Source organism: Actinoplanes sp. CA-051413 (assembly GCF_050955795.1).
Taxonomy (GTDB): domain Bacteria; phylum Actinomycetota; class Actinomycetes; order Mycobacteriales; family Micromonosporaceae; genus Actinoplanes.
On record NZ_CP192100.1, the window covers coordinates 6,473,584 to 6,490,718 of the forward strand.

Below are 17,135 nucleotides of genomic sequence, written 5' to 3' on the forward strand. Positions count from 1 at the left end.
CGGCTGAATAAGGTTCACCCATGCAACAACGACCGCTCGGCCGAAGCGGGCTGGCGGTCTCCCGGCTGGCCCTCGGCACCATGACGTGGGGCCGGGACACCGACCCCGACGACGCGGCCGACCAGCTGAAGCTCTATCTGGAGGCGGGCGGCACGCTGATCGACACCGCCGACGTGTACGGCGACGGCGACGCCGAGACGGTCATCGGCTCCCTGATCGACCACCTGGTGCCCCGCGACGAGGTGCTGATCGCCACCAAGGCCGGCCTCGGCGAGTACGGCTTCCGCCGCCGCGACAGCTCCCGCGGCCACCTGCTGCGCAGCCTGGACCAGTCGCTGCGCCGGCTCGGCACCGACTACGTGGACCTGTGGCAGGTGCACGGCTACGACCCGCAGACGCCGCTGGAGGAGACGCTGTCGGCGCTCGACCACGCGGTCAACAGCGGCCGGGTCCGCTACGTGGGCGTGTCCAACTTCGCCGGCTGGCAGACCGCGCGGGCCGCCGCCTGGCAGCAGGCGTTCCCGACCCGGGCCCCGATCGTCGCCACCCAGGTGGAGTATTCGCTGCTGGAACGCGGCGTCGAACGCGAGGTGCTGCCGGCCGCGGCGGCGCTGGGCATCGGGGTGCTGCCGTGGTCGCCGCTGGGCCGCGGGGTGCTGACGGGCAAGTACCGCAACGGCCGGCCGCTGGACTCGCGGGCCGCCACCGAGCACCTGGCGCCGTTCGTGCAGACGTACCTGGAGCCGCGCAGCTCCAGCATCGTCGAGGCGGTGGTGATCGCGGCCGGCGGTCTGGGCGTGTCGCCGCTGGAGGTGGCGCTGGCGTGGATCCGGGACCGGCCGGGAGTGGTCGCGCCGATCCTGGGCGCGCGTACAGCCGGGCAGTTGCAGGGCGCGCTGCAGAGCGAGGAACTGGTGCTGCCCGGCGAGATCGCCGACGCCCTCGACGACGTGTCGGCGGTGCCGGTCGGCTACCCCGAGAGAGAGGGCCTGACCGGCCCGGGGACTGGTGACATGCCGGGCGCCGGGGCATATTAGGACGCATGGACTACGAGTACGCGCCGCTCCGGTTGCCATCGAATGTCGATCGCTTGACCGCCGCGGCGCAGCTGGCGATCCAGGCGGAATTCTCGGGGTGGGAGCTGGCCCGCGTCCAGCTCTTCCGGGACGGAACCCGGCAGGTGATGCTCCGCCGCAAGGTCCAGAGCAACCTCCAGCCGGGCCTGATCACTTAGCCAAAGTCAAAAAAGCAGCCGCCCGCCTCATGGAGGCGGGCGGCTGTTGGCCTGTCACAACTCAGTGGTTGTGGCCGGCGTGTTCGTCCTCTTCGTCTTCGGTGAAGGGGTGTTCGTCGAGGCGGCCGACTAGCTGGTCGCCGTCCAAAGGGGCGAACGGTCCGGCGCCGTCCTCGTCCTCGAAGGCCTCGAGGTCGAGGGGCTCCGTGACCTCGCTCACCGTGAGCAGGCCGTCGAGCGGCTCCAGCTCCGGCACGTCGAGCGACGACAGCGAGCCGTCGCCGGCCTGGAGGAGTTCCAGGACCGCTTCGCCGACCGATTCGACCTCGCCGGCCTCCTCGTCGGCCGGCACCAGGTTGCGGCGGGCCGCGTCGGCCACCCGCAGCAGCGCCGAGACGCTGGGCACCCGGTAGTCGCGGCGCTGGCGCACCGAGATCACCCGGGGGTGCGGGTCGGAGCCGCTGCCGTCGAGGCCGGCGACCGTGCCGAAGCGCTGGTCGGCCTCGTCCGGGTCGATCGACTCGACGTCCCACGGTGTGACCTCGCCGAACGCCTCGAGCAGCTGCTCGTCGTACGCGAAGGACGTGTTGTTGAGGTTGACGTACGCCTGCCACACATCGTCGTCATCCACCCGCCCCTGGGCGGCCTTGACTGCCGCCAGGTGGGCTTTCGCGGCCTCGACGACGCGCTCGAGAGCGGCGTCCAGATCCGCGTGCTGGTCGGTCATGGTGTGAAAAGTCCTTTCATCAGCTCGCCTGCAGCAGTCGGTCGAGCACACGCACGCCGAACTGTAGTCCTTCCACCGGAACCCGTTCGTCGACGCCGTGGAAGAGCGCGGAGAAGTTCAGGTCGGCCGGCAGCTTCAGGGGTGCGAAGCCGAAGCAGCGGATGCCCAGCGTGCTGAACGCCTTGGCGTCCGTGCCGCCGGAGAGCATGTACGGCACCGTGCGTGCACCCGGGTCCTCGGCGCGCAGCGCGGCCCCCATGGCCTCGACGAGCGCGCCGTCGAAGCCGGTCTCCAGGGCTCCCTGCTGGGAGATGTGCTCGATCTCGATGTCCGGGCCGATCACCCCGCGCAGCTGCTCGAGGAAGATCTCGGCCTGGCCCGGCAGGGTACGGCAGTCGATGGTCGCCGACGCCTTGCCGGGGATCACGTTGTCCTTGTAGCCGGCTTGGAGCCGGGTCGGGTTGGCGGTGTTGCGCACGGTCGCGCCGATCAGGTTGGCGATCGGGCCGAGTTTGGCGATGGCCAGCTCGGGCTCGTCCGGGTCGAGCTCCACGCCCAGCGCTTCGGAGACCTGCTCGAGGAAGGACCGCACGGTCGGTGTCACGACCATCGGGAACTTGTGCCGGCCGACCGCCGCGACGGCCTCGGCGAGCGCGGTGACGGCGTTGTCGTCGTGCACGAAGGAGCCGTGCCCGGGCCGACCCTTGGCGTGCAGCCGCAGCCAGTCGATGCCCTTCTCGGCGGTCTCGACCAGGTAGAGGCGCAGGTCGTCGTTGATCGTGTACGAGAAGCCGCCGACCTCGCCGATCGCCTCGGTGCAGCCTTCGAACAGGTCGGCGTGCTCACGGACGAGGAACTGCGAGCCGTACTCCATGCCCGCCTCCTCGTCGGCCGTGTAGGCCAGGACGATGTCGCGGGGCGGGACGTAGCCGGTGCGCTGCCAGCCGCGGACCACGGCGAGGGTCATCGCGTCGAAGTCCTTCATGTCGATCGCGCCGCGGCCCCACAGGTAGCCGTCCTTCTCCTCGCCGGAGAACGGCGGCACCGACCATTCGCTGGCGTCGGCCGGGACGACGTCGAGGTGGCCGTGCACGAGCAGAGCGCCGCGGCTGCGGTCGGCGCCCGGGATACGGGCGACCAGGTTGGCCCGCCGGGGTGCGGACTCGTGCAGCTCGACCTCGATGCCGACGTCGCTGAGCTTGGCCGCGGCGTACTCGGCGGCGACACGTTCGCCGACGGTGGTGCGCGGATCGCCGGTGTTGCTGGTGTCGATCCGGAGCAGGTCGCGGCAGATGTCGACGACCTCGTCGGCGGCGGGGACTGGTTCCATCCGCTCTTCTTACCAGCTCACCGCCGGGCGCGTTTGGCGGGAGATCAGGTACGGGTAAGACGGGCCCGACCCGCCGGGCTCCGCCGAAAGGAAGCACAGTGTCTGTTCAGCTGCCTCCGCTGCCGCCCGTGGGCGGTGAGACGACCGGACCCAACGTCGTCGACCTCATCAACCGCGAGCATCGCGAGCTGCTCGCGCTCTGCGAGGAGCTGACCGGCGAGGGTACGGACTCAGCGCGCCGCCGCACGGTGGCCCAGGTGATCAGCGCGGAGCTGTCGCGGCACCTGTCCGCGGAGGAGCAGTACCTCTACCCGGCGATCAAGTCGACCGTGCCGGACGGCTACGCGCTCGTGGACCGGGAGATCGCCGAGGACCGGGCTCTGCTGGAGGCGCTGCGACTGCTGGAGGCGGCCGACGACGAGAACCGGCCCGATCGCGCCGCCGATGTCTGCCGGCGGCTCACCCGGCACGCCGACGCCGCGGCGGGCGAGCTGCTGCCGCTGCTGCTGCAGATGGCTCCGGTGGAGGACCTGATCCGGCTCGGCAACCGGGTCGAGCTGGCCGAGGAGGCGGCGCCGACGCGTCCGCACCCGGGCACTCCGGCGACGCCGCCGTGGAACAAGGTGGTCGATCCGGCGGTGGCCGTGGTGGACAAGGTGCGCGACATGATGAGCCGGCGGACGACGTACCCGCGGGATCTCTGAACAAAGCACAAAGTGGACGGTAAATTCACGGATAGTGAAAGCAAACTCACGTTACGTGCCGGTAACAGCGTACGGGTTAGCTGGTTCTGTCCTTTTGGTTAACCTATTTGTCACAAGTGGAGGATCTTTGGCTGGCCGAAGGTCTAGCCGATATCCCGCGAACGTCCTACCGTCACGCTATGAACCTGGAGCTGCGGCATCTCAAGGTGGTCTGTGCCATCGCGGAGACGGGCAGCGTGACGAAGGCGGCATCGCTGCTGGGACTCGCCCAGCCGGCGCTGACCGCCCAGCTGCAACGCATCGAGCGGACCCTGGGTGGGCCGCTCTTCGAACGTGACCGGCGCGGTGCCCGCCCGACCGCCCTCGGTGAACTCGTCCTCTCCCGGGCCCGGGTGCTGCTGCCCGCGATGAAGGGCCTGCAGGACGAGGCCGCCCGGCTGGCCGGGTCCGGCGCGGACGAGAACGTGATGACCCGGTACCGGATCGGCGGCATCGGTGGACCGGTCATCGGCGGCATGGTGCACCGGCTGTCCGAGGCCCAGCCCGATGCCCAGATCAGCACCCACGCGTCGTACTACGTGGACGAGCTCTGCGGCATGGTGCTGGCCGGCAAGCTCGACTACGCCCAGGTGGGCGTCTGCGGTGACGCCATCCCGTCGGCCGACTACGGCCTGGTGTGGCAGACCATCGCGGTCGACGCCGTGTGCGTGCTCATGCCCGAGGACCACCCGGGGGCCAAGGGCGTCGACGTCGACCTCGCCGAGCTGGCCGAGGAGCAGTGGGTGGCCGGCACCGGCGACGGCTGCTTCGCCGACTGCTTCGCGGCCTGCTGCGCCCGCTCGGGTTTCACCCCGCGGCGGATGCTGGAGACCGACATCCGCGGCTGCGTGGACATGGTGGAGTCCGGGCTGGCGCTGGCCCTGTGCCAGCCGACGTTCCGGCCCCCGGCCGGGCTCACCCACCGTCCGCTGCAGGGCGCGCCGCTGCGCTGGCGGCAGGTGCTCGGCTGGCACCCGGACAGCACCGCCGCCCGGGTCGCGCCCCGGCTGATGACCATGGCCGCGGAGACCTACAACGAGGTCGTGGCCCGCAACCCGCTCTACATCGAGTGGCTGGAGGACTATCCACAGCTCGGCGGGGCGCACCTCGCGGCGGCATGAGAAACGCCCCGGCTCTCCGAGGAGAACCGGGGCGTTCGGTTGCACTTGTCAGGCGGTGGCCGCCGGTGCGGGCGACTGCACGTCGAAGGTCAGCTGACCCTCGGCCACGTCGACCCGTACCGTCTGCCCGGGCGCCAGGTCGGCGCTGAGCAGCAGCCGCGAGAGCCGGTTGTCCAGCTCGCGCTGGATCGTGCGGCGCAGCGGCCGGGCACCGTACTCGCGCTGGAAGCCCCGCTCGGCCAGCCAGTCGATCGCCGCCGGGGTGATGTCCAGTGCGACGTCCTGCGCGTGCAGGCGCCGCCGGGTCTCCTCCAGCAGCATCTCGGTGATCTGCCGCAGCTGCTCGGTCTCCAGCTGCCGGAAGACGATGATGTCGTCGATCCGGTTGATGAACTCCGGCCGGAACTGCTCACGCAGCCGCCGGTCCAGCTTCTCCCGCAGGCCGTCGTCGACGGCCGAGCCGTCGTCGCCGATACCGAAGCCGAGCGTGCGCTTCGTGCCGCTGATGATGTCCGAGCCGATGTTGCTCGTCATGATCAGTACGGTGTTCTTGAAGCTCACCGTCCGGCCCTGGCTGTCGGTCAGCCGCCCGTCGTCCAGCACCTGCAACAGGATGTTGAACACGTCCGGGTGCGCCTTCTCGATCTCGTCCAGCAGCACCACCGAGTACGGCCGGCGCCGCACAGCCTCGGTCAGCTGGCCGGCCTCGTCGTAGCCGACGTAGCCGGGAGGCGCACCGACGAGCCGGGACACGGTGTGCCGCTCCTGGAACTCGCTCATGTCGAAGCGGACCATCCGCTCGGCGTCGCCGAACAGCGCGTCCGCGAGGGTGCGCGCCAGCTCGGTCTTGCCGACACCGGTCGGGCCGAGGAACAGGAAGCTGCCCACCGGCCGGTCCGGGTCACCCAGCCCGGCCCGGGAACGCCGGACCGCCTCGGCGACGGCGGAGACCGCCTCGTCCTGACCGATCACGTGCTCGTGCAGGTGCGTCTCGAGGCGCAGCAGCCGCTCGCGCTCCTCCTCGGTGAGCTGCGCGACCGGGATGCCGGTGGCCCGGGACACGACCTCGGCGATGTCCTCCGACGTCACCTGCGGCACGGCTGAGCCGGCCCCGCGGCGGAAAACCGAGGCAGAATCGTCATTTGAGCCCGTGGCGTCCGTACCCTCGATCTGCTGTTTGATGGTGTTGATCTCATCGCGCAGCGCGGAGGCCTTTTCGTAGTTCTCCGCGGCGACCGCCTGGTCGCGGTCGCGGGTGAGCTGCTCGAGGCGCCGCTCCTGCTCGCGCACGTCCGCCGCGGGGGTCTTGACCCGCAGCCGCACCCGGGCACCGGCCTGGTCGATCAGGTCGATCGCCTTGTCCGGCAGGAACCGGTCGGTGATGTAGCGGTCGGACAGCTCCGCCGCGGCGTCGAGCGCCTCGTCGGTGATCCGCACCTGGTGGTGAGCCTCGTAGTTGTCGCGCAGCCCGCGCAGGATCGCCACGGTGTCCTCGACGCTGGGCTCACCGATCAGGACCGGCTGGAAGCGCCGGGCCAGGGCGGCGTCCTTCTCGATGTGCCTGCGGTACTCGTCCAGCGTCGTCGCGCCGACCACCCGCAGCCGGCCACGGGCCAGGGCGGGCTTGAGCATGTTGCTGGCGTCCATGCCGCCACCCTCGCCGCCGCCGCCACCGGCGCCGACCAGGGTGTGGATCTCGTCGAGGAAGACGACCAGGCCGTCGCCGCTCTCCTGGATCTCGTCGATGACCTTGCTGAGCCGCTCCTCGAAGTCGCCGCGGTAGCGGGTGCCCGCCACCAGTCCGGCCAGGTCGAGCTGGATGACGCGCTTGCCCGCGAGGGTCTGCGGCACGTCACCGTCCACGATGCGCTGGGCCAGGCCCTCGACGACGGCGGTCTTGCCGACGCCGGCCTCGCCGATCAGCACCGGGTTGTTCTTGGTACGCCGCGACAGGATCTCGACGGCCTGCTCGATCTCGTCGGCCCGGCCGATGACCGGGTCGATCTCGCCGCGCCGGGCCAGCTCGGTCAGGTCCACGCCGTACTGCTCGAGGGTGGGGGTGCTGCCTGTGCCGCCGGGCTCACCACCGCGGCCACCGGCACCACCCCGGCCCGGCTGCGGCTCGGCCTGCTGCAAGGTGCGCGGGTCGATCCGCGCGGCGAGCAGGCGGCCCGCCGTGGAGTCCGGGTTGAGGCCGAGCGCCATCAGGATGTGCTCGGGACCCACATAGGAGGCGCCCACGGCCCGCGAGAGCTGCAGGCTGTCCAGCAGCGCGCGCTTGGCGGCGGGGGTCAGGGCGATCCGGTCGGGCAGCTGGCCGCCCGGTGCGCGGGTGGCGCAACCGAGCTCGGCGAGCAGCGCGGCGGGGTCGGCGCCGGCCCGGCGGACCAGGGCCTGCTGCGGCTCCTGCTGGAGCAGCGCCCAGAGCAGGTGCTCGGTGTCGAGGTCGGCGAGGCCGATGCCGGCCGGCGCCACCTCGGCGGCGCGGCGGGCGGCGACGGACAGGACCTCACGCGCGTCCGCGCTCATGAATCTGGTGATGTCGATCCGCTGCGCGGACCGTCGTGGCTCGGCCGCCCCGAGGAAGCGGGCGAACAGGTCGTCCCATTCACCGGGGCCACCCGGCCCCAGGGGTCCGATGCTCATAATCTCTTCTCTCCTGATACTGCTGGTCGGGAGCGGCGAGGTCGCCGCCGGCCCGTGCTGCACAGCGCCCTGAACGAGCGTTTGATTCCGGTGTGAGACGCTCCTTACATGAGCGTCCCGCTGCTGGTCGTCGACGCCGCCAACGTGCTCGGCTCCAAGCCGGACGGTTGGTGGCGGGACCGCGCGGGGGCCACCGCCAAACTGCGCGACGGCCTCGTGGGTCTCAACGCCGCGGGGCTCCCGGATCTTCCAGGACCGGTCGACGTGGTGCTGGTCGTGGAGGGCCGCGCCCGGGACGTACCGGCGGTCGACGGGGTCCGGGTCGTGCGCGCGTCCGGCTCCGGGGACGACACGATCGTGGCGGTGGTCGCCGCCGAGGGCGCCGGCCGGCGGACCGTCGTGGTGACGGCCGACCGGGGGCTGCGGGAGCGGGTGACCGCGCTGGGCGCGGAGGTACGCGGACCGTCCGCCGTCCCCCGGTGAACTCCCCCGGCGACGGGTGGGACCCGGCTGCCGCGGCGCCGGTGGGCGTGCGAGCATGAATTCGCGAAAGGGGCGTGCGGGCACGACCGCCCCATCGTGGACGACTATTCTGGGTCTTTACCGCCGTGTCGATATCGCAGGAGGCTGCACGAGTGGCCAGCGTCGCCGAGGTCAGAGCGGCTGTGGATGCCGCACTCCAACAGGTCACGGAGGGTCAGGCGGCGATCCAGGCGGCCCGCGAGAAGCTCGGCGAGGCGCAGCAGAGCCTGGCCGCGGCCCTCGACGGCAGCGCCAACGACGCGGTCGGTGCGGCGCACGCCTCCCTGTCGCAGGCCGACCAGCAGCTCGAGGAATGCCTCGGCGCCACGCTGCTCGCGGTCGAGCAGGCGCAGACCTACACGGCGACGCTGTAACGCGATGTCGCTGCTGCAGGAACTCGGCGCCCAGCTCCGCGCCACGTCCGACGAACTGCCCACCGGCCTGGTCACGGTGGCGATGGAGCGGCTGCGCAGCGCCACCGAGCTGCTGAACTGGGTCCGCCAGACCTCCATCGACCCGATCGGCGTACCGCAGCTGGGCAATGCCACCGAGCACGCCGAGCACGCCGCGGCCGCCCTGCGCCTGGCCCAGGACGCGATCGCGGCCTATCTGGCCGCGCTGGGCCTGTCCGCCGATGCGAGCGCGCCACCGGACCGCGACTGGAAAGCCGGTCTGGAGGAGCAGAAGAAGAAGGACAAGAAGGACGAGCCGGCTGGGCCACCCGAGCAGCAGGATCAGCAGCCCCCGCCGGAGAAGCTCGGCCCCTGGTGGCGTGAGCGCGTCGAGAAGCTGACCGGCGAGGCACCGCCCCCGGCGCAGGAGAGCAACACGCCCGAACGCCCGCAGAACACGGCCGAGCTGCTGCGCAAGGTCGCCGCCGGGGTGCGCTCGGGTGACCGCGCGCGACTCGGCCGGGACCTGCACGGGGTCAACGCGGCCACCGGGCTGGGCCTGTCCGCGGTCACCCCGCCGGTGCTGCAGCGCCTCGCCGGTGACCTGCTGGGTCACGAGCCCGGGCCCGACGATCTGCAGCGGCTGCGCGGCGCCGCCGGTGGCCGGGTCAAGTCTCTGCTGCCCGGCACCCCGCCCGCGGTGCTGGACACCCTGCTGGCCCGCATCTGCCGGACGAAGCCACCCGAGCAGGCCCCGGCCCACCCGGCCGACTCGGCGGTCACCGCCAGCGTGCTGACCGGGGTGCTGCTGGCCCGCCTGGGCCGCGATCCGGCGACGCTCGACCCGGGCGCACCCGAGCCGTTGCGACCCCGCGGCGTCGATGCCTGACACCAAGGCTCAGCAGGTCGTCGAGGTCCGCGCCGCGCTGTCCCACGCCCTCGGCGCGGCCGACGACGCCCTCGAAGCGGCGCAGAGCGCGTACGAGGCGGCCGTGACCCGGCGGGCCCGGGTTGTCGCCGCCGCCCGTGAGCGGCGGATCCGGCTCGCCGGTGAACGCGACAAGCGGCTGCGGGAGATCGACGAACAGCACGAACGGGACCTCGCCGCGCTGGCCGGGGCCGCCGCCGAGACGGCTCTGCTGGCCGCGCCCGGAGCTGCCGGGCTGCCCTGGGACCAGTGGCGCCCGACGCCGGCCGGCACCCAGGTTCCGGCGCCGGAGCTGCGGGTGGGCCGGTTGCTGCTGCCGTACGAGGGGGACGTGCCGGCGCTGGTGCCGCTGCTCGATCACGGGCACGTGGTGGTCGAGGGCGACGAGCGCATCGGTGACGACGTCGTGGCGAGCCTGCTGCTGCGGGCCCTGGGCAGCGTGCAGGCGGGCCGGGTCCGGCTCACCGGGTACGACCCCGAGCAGCTCGGTGGCGGCCTGGCCGGCTTCGCCCCGCTGGCCCCGGCCGGGGTGCTGAGCTTCGTCGGCCCCGGCGGGCTCCCGGCGCTGCTGGACGAGCTCGTCGACCACGTCCGGCGGATCAACGAGACCGTGCTGGCCGGTGAGCACTCGTCGCTGCGGGAGCTGGCCTCGGCCACCGGCCGGCGGCCCGAGCCGTGGCGGGTGGCGATCCTGCTGGGCGCCGGGCGCGCCGACGAGCTGTCGCGGCACGAACGGGGCCAGCTCGACCGGCTGCTGCGCACGGGGGCTGCTTGCGGCGTACACCTGATCATGCGGGGTTTCCCGGTGCGGCCCGCCGCCGGGATCGAGGTCGTCACGGCGGCCGAAGGCGACGCCGGGCGCCTCAGCGGCTGCGGTGATCTTCCGGTACGGCTCGACGCGGGCCCGTCGGCGTCCGTGGTGACCCGCACCTGCCGGGAGATCGCCGACGAGGTCGCCGCCGGCCCGGCCCCGGTCGCGCTGGACAGCCTGCTGCCCGAGCACGAGTGGCAGCAGAGCTCGGCCCGCGCGCTGACCGCGCCGCTGGGCGACAGCCCGCAGGGCGCCCCGGTGCACGTGACCCTGAGCGACTATCCGCCGCACGCCCTGATCGCCGGGCCGTCCGGCACCGGCAAGACCAACCTGATCTACGCCTGGATGGGCGCGCTCGCCGCCCGCTACTCCCCCGCCGAGCTGGCCTTCTACCTGCTCGATTTCAAGGAGGGCGTGTCCTTCGCCCGGTTCGCCCCGGGCCGGCGCGACCCGAGCTGGCTGCCGCACGTCCGGCTGGTCGGGGTCAACGTCAACACCGACCGCGAGTTCGGCCTGGCCCTGCTGCGCTTCCTCGGCGCCGAGCTGCGCAGCCGGGCGGACGCGGCCAAGCGGCACGAGGTGACCAACCTGGCCGAGCTGCGCGCCGAGGACCCGAAGGGCTCCTGGCCGCGGATCGTGGCCGTGGTCGACGAGTTCCAGGTGCTGCTGTCCGGCCGCGACGCGGTGGCCGCCGAGGCGGTCGACCTGCTGGAGGACCTGGCCCGGCGCGGCCGCTCCCAGGGCATCCACCTGGTGCTGGCCAGCCAGGACGTGTCCGGCATCGAGGCGCTGTGGGGCCGGCCCGCGCTGGTCGCGCAGTTCTCGCTGCGGATCGCACTGCCCCGGGCCCGGCGGGTGCTGGCCGAGACCAACCAGGCCGCCGACGCGCTGCCGCGCTACCACGCGGTCGTCAACGCCGACTCGGGCGCGGTCGAGGCCAACCGGGTGGTCCGGGTGCCGGACGCGGGCAACCGGGAACGCTGGAGCGAGCTGCAGCACCGGCTGTGGCGGCACCGGCCGGCGGAGCTGCCCGCGCCGCGGCTGTTCGACGGTGACGCCATCCCCCGGCTGGAGGACAGCCCCGAGTTCCGCCGGTTCACCCCGGCGGCCACGGTCGCCGCGCCGGTGGTGCTGCTCGGCGAGACCATCGATGTCGAGTCGCGCTCCGCGCAGACGGTGCTGCGCCGCGCGCCGGGCCGGACCATCGCGGTGCTGGGCACCCGGGTCGACGAGGCCTGCGCGGTGCTGGGCACTGCTGCCCGCTCGCTCGCGGCCCAGTTCACGCCCGGGGCGGCGCAGTTCTCGGTGGCGTGCCTGGACACCGACGCGGCGGTGGCGGTCGAGGCGCTGAAGCCGCACCTGCCGGTGGAGACGGGCTACTTCGACAACGACAACGTGGACAGCCTGCTGGAGCTGGCGGCCGAGCGGGCCGAGTTCGGCTCGGCCGCCGACAAGCCGTGGTTCCTGCTGCTGTACGCGGTCGACGCGGCGCCCGGCGGCAGCAACGAGATGCTGCGCCGGATCATGCGGCAGGGCCCGGAACGCCGCATCCACGTGATCGGCTGGTGGCGCGGGGCGGCACTGCTGCGCGACACCCTCGGCGGGCAGGGGACCAGGACCGACACGGTGGGAGCGTGGGTGGCGCTGGACGTGCACGGCAGTGAGCTGTCGCCGTACTACCCGGGGCACGGCTCGCCGAACTGGTATCCGCGGCCCTGGCGGGCGCTGCACTTCGACCGTTCGGTGCACCGCGGCGCCGAAGTGATCATCCCGTACGGGCCGTCATGACCGCGCCGGAGAACGAGGGCACGGTGGAGCGGCGCACGCCGGACTACCGCAGTGTCGTACGGAAGTTGACCAACCTGGACAACGAGGCTGCCGCGCACCGGGCCGAGGCGCGCGCCTGGCACGACAGTCGCGCGATCGAGGCCGACAACGCCGTCCGGGCCGCCGACCAGCGCATCCGGGAGACCCAGACGGCGTGGCGGGCGGCCCAGCGCGCGCGGGAAGAGGTGGACGCGCGCTCGGCGGTGCTGTGGGCCGAGTTCGCCCACAGGGCCGGGCGGGTGGCCGAGCGTTTCGGCGCGCATGCCCCGCAGTCGGCCGTGCCGCACCAGCGTGACCGGGACGCTGAGGACTACTTGCAGGAGGCCGAGGCCACTGCGGCCTGGAAGCCCGCGCCGCGCAAGCCCGGGAGCGGGGCTTCGTTGCTCTATGTCGTGCTGGGGGCGCTGGGCGGCGCCATCGGGGTGGCGGCGTGGTCGACGTTGCGGTGGGCGGGCCGGGAGGCCGGGGGTGACTGGGCGGCCGGGCTGCCGGTGGTGGCGCTGGTCGTCGCGTTGCTGGGGCCGATCCTCGCGGTCGTCACGGCCAAGCGGGTCGCCGACCGGCGGACCGTGCAGCTGGACGCGTCGGCGGTGGCGACCGTGCTCATCGCCAGCTTGATCGCCGCCGGGCTGGTGCTGGCCCTGGCCAGGGGCAGCACCGCCGCCTGAGCGCGCGAGACAGCCGGGCCCGGGCGCGGCGCGAGCGCGCGGGAAAGCCGGGGCCCGGGCGCCGGTAGGGCGGCGCCCGGGACGTCAGGTGGTCGCCGGGACGGTCAGGGCTTCGCGGAGCAGGCGGCGGGCCAGCACCAGCCGGTCGTGATCGTCGTCCAGCTCCGGCAGGTCGCCGACGCGATGCGGCGCGCCGTCCAGCGCGGTGCGCACCGCGGCCGCGCAGTAGGCCGGGAACCGCAGCGTGCGCCCGGTCAGCCGGAGCACCACGTGCTCGGGACCGTCCTCGTGCAGCTGCCAGCGCAGCCCCTCGCGGACCGTGATCCGGTCGTCCGCGCCGAGGCGCTCCGCGAACTCCAGCTGGGCCAGCGGCCGGATCGGGGCCGGACGCTTGGCGGGCCAGGCCCGGTCGCGCAGCCGGGCGGCCACGGTCGCCGGGTCGGCGGTCAGCAGCCAGTCGCGCAGGGCCTCGACCGTCGCGGTGAGCTCCGGTGCGACGGCCTGCGGGTCGGCGACGTCCATCGCGTACGGCAGGGTGGCACGCAGCCGCTGGTCCTCCGCCGCGAGCTGGAGCAGCTCCTCGACCAGGGCGTACCGGGTCAGGGCGCGGACGCCGAAGGTCAAATGCAGGGAACGCTCGCCCTGGGCCTGGGCCGAGTGCAGCCAGCCGCGGGGCAGGTAGAGCGCGTCGCCCGGGGCCAGGACCACGTCCAGGGCCGCCGGGCCGTCGGCCACCGCGCCGACCTCGTCCGCGCGGCCGCCCCAGGCCTGACGTTCGAGCGGCTCGGGCAGCACCGGCTCGTGGATGCGCCAGCGTTTGGTGCCGTCCACCTGGAGCACGAACACATCGTGGGTGTCGTAGTGGGTGGCGAAGCCCTTGTTGCCGGCCGGCGTCAGGTAAGCGTTGACCTGCAGCGGCTGCCGCAGTTCCTCGCCCAGCCGGCGGGCGTAGTCGGTCAGCGGCGGCCAGATCCGGTGCAGGCCCTGCAGGACCAGGGTGGCGCCGTCGGCGTACAGGCGCATGACCTTGTCGTCGATCACCTGGTCGCCGACCTCGGCGCCGGCGCCGCCGCTGCCGGTGAACGACGACGCGGGCAGCACCGTGCCCTTGTCGGCCACCCGCAGGAACGGGGTCCGCAGGCCACGCTCGCTGAGCAGCTCGTCCACCGCCGCCGGGGACAGCAGGTCGGTGAAGCCGTCCGGCCCGGCCAGCTCGTCGGCCCGGGTGAGCAGCGGCTGGCGTCCCCAGTAGGCCTCGGCGAACTTCGCCGGGTCGACGGCGATCGCCCGGGCCAGAGCCGGGCGGTCCTCGGTGCCGCCCGGCGTGTGGTTCGTCATGGCTTCAGCCTCAGACCGCGCTGCCGTCGGCGCCACCGTCGTGGCCGCCCGGGTTGGCGCCACCGTCGGCCGGGCCCTCGCCCGCGCTGCCGTCCGCGCCGCCGTCGTGGCCGGCCGGGTTCGCGCCGCCGTCCGCGGGGCCCTCGGCACCGGCGCCACCGTCGGCACCGCCGTCGTGGCCGGCCGGGTTCGCGCCGCCGTCGGCCGGGCCCTCGCCCGCGCCGCCGTCCGCGCCACCGTCGTGACCGTTCGGGTTGGCGCCGCCGTCGGCCACACCCTCGCCCGAAACGCCGCTGCCGCCGGTGATGTCGTCGTCGCTGAGTCGCATGGAAAGCTCCTTCGTGTCGCCCCGACGCTGGGGCAGGTGGAGATCTGCTCCTACCCTGCGTGGATCACGTCTAACCGGGCCGCGACGTGGGTAACAGAACGGCGTGCTCGTGATGGGGACGTCCGGCTGGCAGTACAAGGACTGGCGCGGCGAGGACCGGCTGTACCCGCCGAAGCTGCCGCAGCGGCTCTGGCTGGAGAAGTACGCCGAGTCGTTCGACACCGTCGAGGTCAACAACGCCTTCTACCGGCTGCCGGAGCGCGACACCTTCGCCCAGTGGCGGGCGCGTACGCCGGACGACTTCGTGTTCGCGGTGAAGATGAGCCGGTACCTGACCCACATCAAGCGGCTGCGGGAGCCCGCCGAGCCGGTGGCCCGGTTCCTGGGCCGCGCCGAGGCCCTGGGCGACAAGCTGGGTCCGGTGCTGCTCCAGCTTCCGCCAACGCTCAAGATCGATGTGGCGGCGCTCGACGAGACGCTGGGGCTGTTCCCCAAAGAGGTCAAGGTCGCCGTCGAGCCGCGGCACGACTCGTGGTGGACCGACGAGGTCCGTGAGCTGCTGGGCCGGCACAACGCGGCGCTGAGCTGGGCCGACCGCAAGGGGCGGCCGGTGACACCGCTGTGGGTCACCGCCGACTTCGGCTATCTGCGGATGCACGAGGGGCGCGCGACGCCATGGCCGCGCTACGGGCGTACGTCGCTGGCGACCTGGCTGGACCGGCTGCCCGGCGTACCCACGTATGTCTTCTTCAACAACGATCCCGGCGGCGCGGCAGTCACCGACGCCGCCGCGATGGCCGCGCAGGCCCGCCGCCGCGGGATCAAGGTCACCCGGACGCCGTAGGTTGATGAGGTGTTGAACGTCGAGCTCGACGGGCGGACGCCGGACCTGGCGCAGCTGCACCGGATCACATGCGTGAACTATGGGCACTACACCTCGATGCAGGTGCGTGACCACCGGGTGCGTGGCCTGGCCCTGCATCTGGCGCGGCTCGCCGACGGGGCCGAGGAGCTGTTCGGCCACCGCATCGGGGTGGCCGAGGAGCACCGGCTGCTGGGGCTGATCCGGCACGCCCTCGGCGACGTCCGCGACGCCTCCGTACGGGTGACTTTCGTGCCGGGTTCGCACGAGCAGGCCCCGCCGGACGTGCTGGTGTCGGTCTCCGAGCCGGCGCCGCCGGAGCCCGGCCCGCCGCTACGGGTGCAGGCCGTGCGCTACGAACGCGAGCTCCCCGAGCACAAGCACGTGGCGACGATGGGCCTGAACTACCGGCTGCGCGAGGCGCGGCTGGCCGGCTTCGACGACGCGCTGTTCGTCGGTCACGACGGCCGGGTCCGGGAGGGCACGTCGTGGAACGTGGCCTTCTGGGACGGCGCGCAGGTGGTGTGGCCGGACGCGCCGGTGCTCAAGGGCGTGACCATGGTGCTGCTGCAGATCGCCATGTCGATCAACGGCACGCCGTGGACGCTGCGGCCGATCGACGCGGAGGAGCTCAGCGGCTTCGCGGCGGCCGCGGCGGTCAACTCGCGCTGCCCGGCGCAGCCCATCGCCAGCATCGATGAGCTACCGCTCAAGGACGACGGTCAGCTCGCGGAGGCGCTGCAGGCAGCGTGGGAGACAGTGCCCTGGGACGAGCTTTAGTCGAGCAGCTCGATCAGCTGGGTGGCGTTGCGCTGGGCGTAGTCGCCCGCGCAGTTGTTCATCAGGACGTGGGTCTGCTTCGCCTCGTCGGCCAGGGCGCGCAGCTTCGGCGCCCATTCCCGCAGCTCCTTCTCGGAGTACAGGTAGCCGAACTTCTCGTGGATGTCCTTGCTGGTCCACTTGTCGCTGTGGCCGTGGAAGCGCACCACGGCCAGGTCGGTGGTCGCGGCCATCAGCGGCGGCACCGACGACTTGTGACCCTGCGGCATGTCGACGCAGACCAGCGGCAGCTCGTGCCGGCGCAGGAACTCCAAGGTCTCCTCGGCGTTGTCGCCCTCGAACCAGGAGGAGTTGCGGAACTCGAAGACCGGCCGCAGCGGCCGGCAGCGGGCGGCGACCTCGCGCAGATAGTCCTTGTTGTCGCGGCGGATGCCCCACCACGGCGGGAACTGGAACAGCAGCGCACCCAGCTTGCCCGCCTCGACCAGCGGATCCAGGGCGCTCAGGAAGCGGGTCCAGATCTCCTCGTACGTCTGCGGCGGCAGGTCACCGGGGTAGACGTTCTTCTTGTCGGTCTCCGGGCGCAGGTCCTTGTATATCGCGGACACCTTGGTGGGGTGGCCGGTCAGCATGCTGAACGCCTTGATGTTGAACGTGAAGCCGTCCGGGGTGCGCTCGGCCCACAGCTTGGTGGTCTGCTCGGCCGGCGGCCCGTAGTACGTCGCGTCGACCTCGACGATCGGGAACTGCTTGGCGTAATACCCCAGCCGCTTCTCCGGGGTGTTCGCGGTCTGCGGATACCAGCCCGACTCGAGCAGCGTCTTGTCGGTCCACGAAGCGGTGCCGACCCGGATCTCGCCCATCAGGCCAAGTTAACC

At 72.7% G+C, this 17,135-nt stretch carries 17 protein-coding genes; 11 read left to right on the forward strand and 6 right to left on the reverse strand.

Going from position 1 to position 17,135, the window contains the following annotated elements; translation table 11 throughout:
• Positions 1-20 precede the first annotated feature (20 nt).
• Positions 21-1,037, forward strand: a complete 1,017-nt coding sequence (locus tag ACQP2Y_RS30515; RefSeq protein ID WP_212994108.1) for an aldo/keto reductase — start codon at positions 21-23, stop codon at positions 1,035-1,037.
• 5 nt (positions 1,038-1,042) lie between these two features.
• Entirely contained in the window at positions 1,043-1,234 is a 192-nt protein-coding gene (locus ACQP2Y_RS30520; protein ID WP_203771494.1) for a DUF5703 family protein, read from the forward strand.
• 61 nt (positions 1,235-1,295) lie between these two features.
• Here ACQP2Y_RS30520 and ACQP2Y_RS30525 read toward each other — a convergent pair whose 3' ends face one another.
• Positions 1,296-1,961, reverse strand: coding sequence for a hypothetical protein (locus ACQP2Y_RS30525; protein WP_433718618.1), 666 nt, complete (start codon positions 1,959-1,961; stop codon positions 1,296-1,298).
• Between the two features lie 19 nt (positions 1,962-1,980).
• Positions 1,981-3,291 carry a M20/M25/M40 family metallo-hydrolase gene (locus tag ACQP2Y_RS30530; RefSeq protein ID WP_433718620.1) on the reverse strand — a complete coding sequence of 437 codons (1,311 nt, stop codon included), beginning with the start codon at positions 3,289-3,291 and terminating at the stop codon, positions 1,981-1,983.
• Positions 3,292-3,389: 98 nt separating this feature from the next.
• On the opposite strand from ACQP2Y_RS30530, the gene ACQP2Y_RS30535 reads away from it, so the two are divergent.
• Both ACQP2Y_RS30535 and ACQP2Y_RS30540 read left to right on the forward strand, forming a co-directional pair.
• A complete protein-coding gene (locus ACQP2Y_RS30535) occupies positions 3,390-3,995 on the forward strand; it encodes a hemerythrin domain-containing protein (protein ID WP_360826488.1) in 606 nt (201 codons plus the stop codon).
• 179 nt (positions 3,996-4,174) lie between these two features.
• Positions 4,175-5,155 carry a LysR family transcriptional regulator gene (locus ACQP2Y_RS30540; RefSeq protein ID WP_433718621.1) on the forward strand — a complete coding sequence of 327 codons (981 nt, stop codon included), beginning with the start codon at positions 4,175-4,177 and terminating at the stop codon, positions 5,153-5,155.
• 48 nt (positions 5,156-5,203) lie between these two features.
• Here the strand turns inward: ACQP2Y_RS30540 and ACQP2Y_RS30545 are convergent, their stop codons facing one another.
• Positions 5,204-7,801: an ATP-dependent Clp protease ATP-binding subunit gene (locus ACQP2Y_RS30545; RefSeq protein WP_433718622.1), complete on the reverse strand. Its 2,598-nt coding sequence runs from the start codon at positions 7,799-7,801 to the stop codon at positions 5,204-5,206.
• A 108-nt stretch (positions 7,802-7,909) separates the two neighbouring features.
• Here ACQP2Y_RS30545 and ACQP2Y_RS30550 point away from each other — a divergent pair, with 108 nt between their 5' ends.
• The 5 genes from ACQP2Y_RS30550 to ACQP2Y_RS30570 all read left to right on the forward strand — a co-directional run bounded on the left by ACQP2Y_RS30550 (position 7,910) and on the right by ACQP2Y_RS30570 (position 12,949).
• Positions 7,910-8,284, forward strand: a complete 375-nt coding sequence (locus ACQP2Y_RS30550) for a hypothetical protein (protein ID WP_433718623.1) — start codon at positions 7,910-7,912, stop codon at positions 8,282-8,284.
• Positions 8,285-8,436: 152 nt separating this feature from the next.
• A complete protein-coding gene (locus tag ACQP2Y_RS30555; RefSeq protein WP_023364464.1) occupies positions 8,437-8,697 on the forward strand; it encodes a hypothetical protein in 261 nt (86 codons plus the stop codon).
• A 4-nt stretch (positions 8,698-8,701) separates the two neighbouring features.
• On the forward strand, positions 8,702-9,604 hold the full coding sequence (locus ACQP2Y_RS30560; protein ID WP_433718625.1) for a hypothetical protein: 903 nt from the start codon (positions 8,702-8,704) through the stop codon (positions 9,602-9,604).
• Entirely contained in the window at positions 9,597-12,242 is a 2,646-nt protein-coding gene (locus ACQP2Y_RS30565) for an FtsK/SpoIIIE domain-containing protein (RefSeq protein ID WP_433718627.1), read from the forward strand. The genes ACQP2Y_RS30560 and ACQP2Y_RS30565 overlap by 8 nt, the downstream gene beginning before the upstream one ends.
• Positions 12,239-12,949, forward strand: coding sequence for a hypothetical protein (locus tag ACQP2Y_RS30570; protein ID WP_433718629.1), 711 nt, complete (start codon positions 12,239-12,241; stop codon positions 12,947-12,949). Before ACQP2Y_RS30565 ends, ACQP2Y_RS30570 begins: the two co-directional genes overlap by 4 nt.
• 84 nt (positions 12,950-13,033) lie before the next feature.
• On the opposite strand, the gene ACQP2Y_RS30575 is transcribed toward ACQP2Y_RS30570, so the two are convergent.
• Together ACQP2Y_RS30575 and ACQP2Y_RS30580 are read right to left on the reverse strand one after the other, a co-directional pair.
• The gene (locus tag ACQP2Y_RS30575) at positions 13,034-14,287 is read right to left on the reverse strand and encodes a cupin domain-containing protein (RefSeq protein ID WP_433718631.1); all 1,254 of its coding nucleotides are present in this window, start codon (positions 14,285-14,287) and stop codon (positions 13,034-13,036) included.
• 10 nt (positions 14,288-14,297) lie between these two features.
• Positions 14,298-14,615, reverse strand: coding sequence for a BatC protein (locus ACQP2Y_RS30580; RefSeq protein WP_433718633.1), 318 nt, complete (start codon positions 14,613-14,615; stop codon positions 14,298-14,300).
• A 112-nt stretch (positions 14,616-14,727) separates the two neighbouring features.
• On the opposite strand from ACQP2Y_RS30580, the gene ACQP2Y_RS30585 reads away from it, so the two are divergent.
• Entirely contained in the window at positions 14,728-15,459 is a 732-nt protein-coding gene (locus tag ACQP2Y_RS30585; protein ID WP_433732137.1) for a DUF72 domain-containing protein, read from the forward strand.
• Between the two features lie 9 nt (positions 15,460-15,468).
• Positions 15,469-16,257: an aminotransferase class IV gene (locus ACQP2Y_RS30590; protein WP_433718635.1), complete on the forward strand. Its 789-nt coding sequence runs from the start codon at positions 15,469-15,471 to the stop codon at positions 16,255-16,257.
• On the opposite strand, the gene ACQP2Y_RS30595 is transcribed toward ACQP2Y_RS30590, so the two are convergent.
• Positions 16,254-17,120 carry a DUF72 domain-containing protein gene (locus tag ACQP2Y_RS30595; protein ID WP_433718637.1) on the reverse strand — a complete coding sequence of 289 codons (867 nt, stop codon included), beginning with the start codon at positions 17,118-17,120 and terminating at the stop codon, positions 16,254-16,256. The two genes, ACQP2Y_RS30590 and ACQP2Y_RS30595, sit on opposite strands and share 4 nt — an antisense overlap.
• Positions 17,121-17,135: the final 15 nt, after the last annotated feature.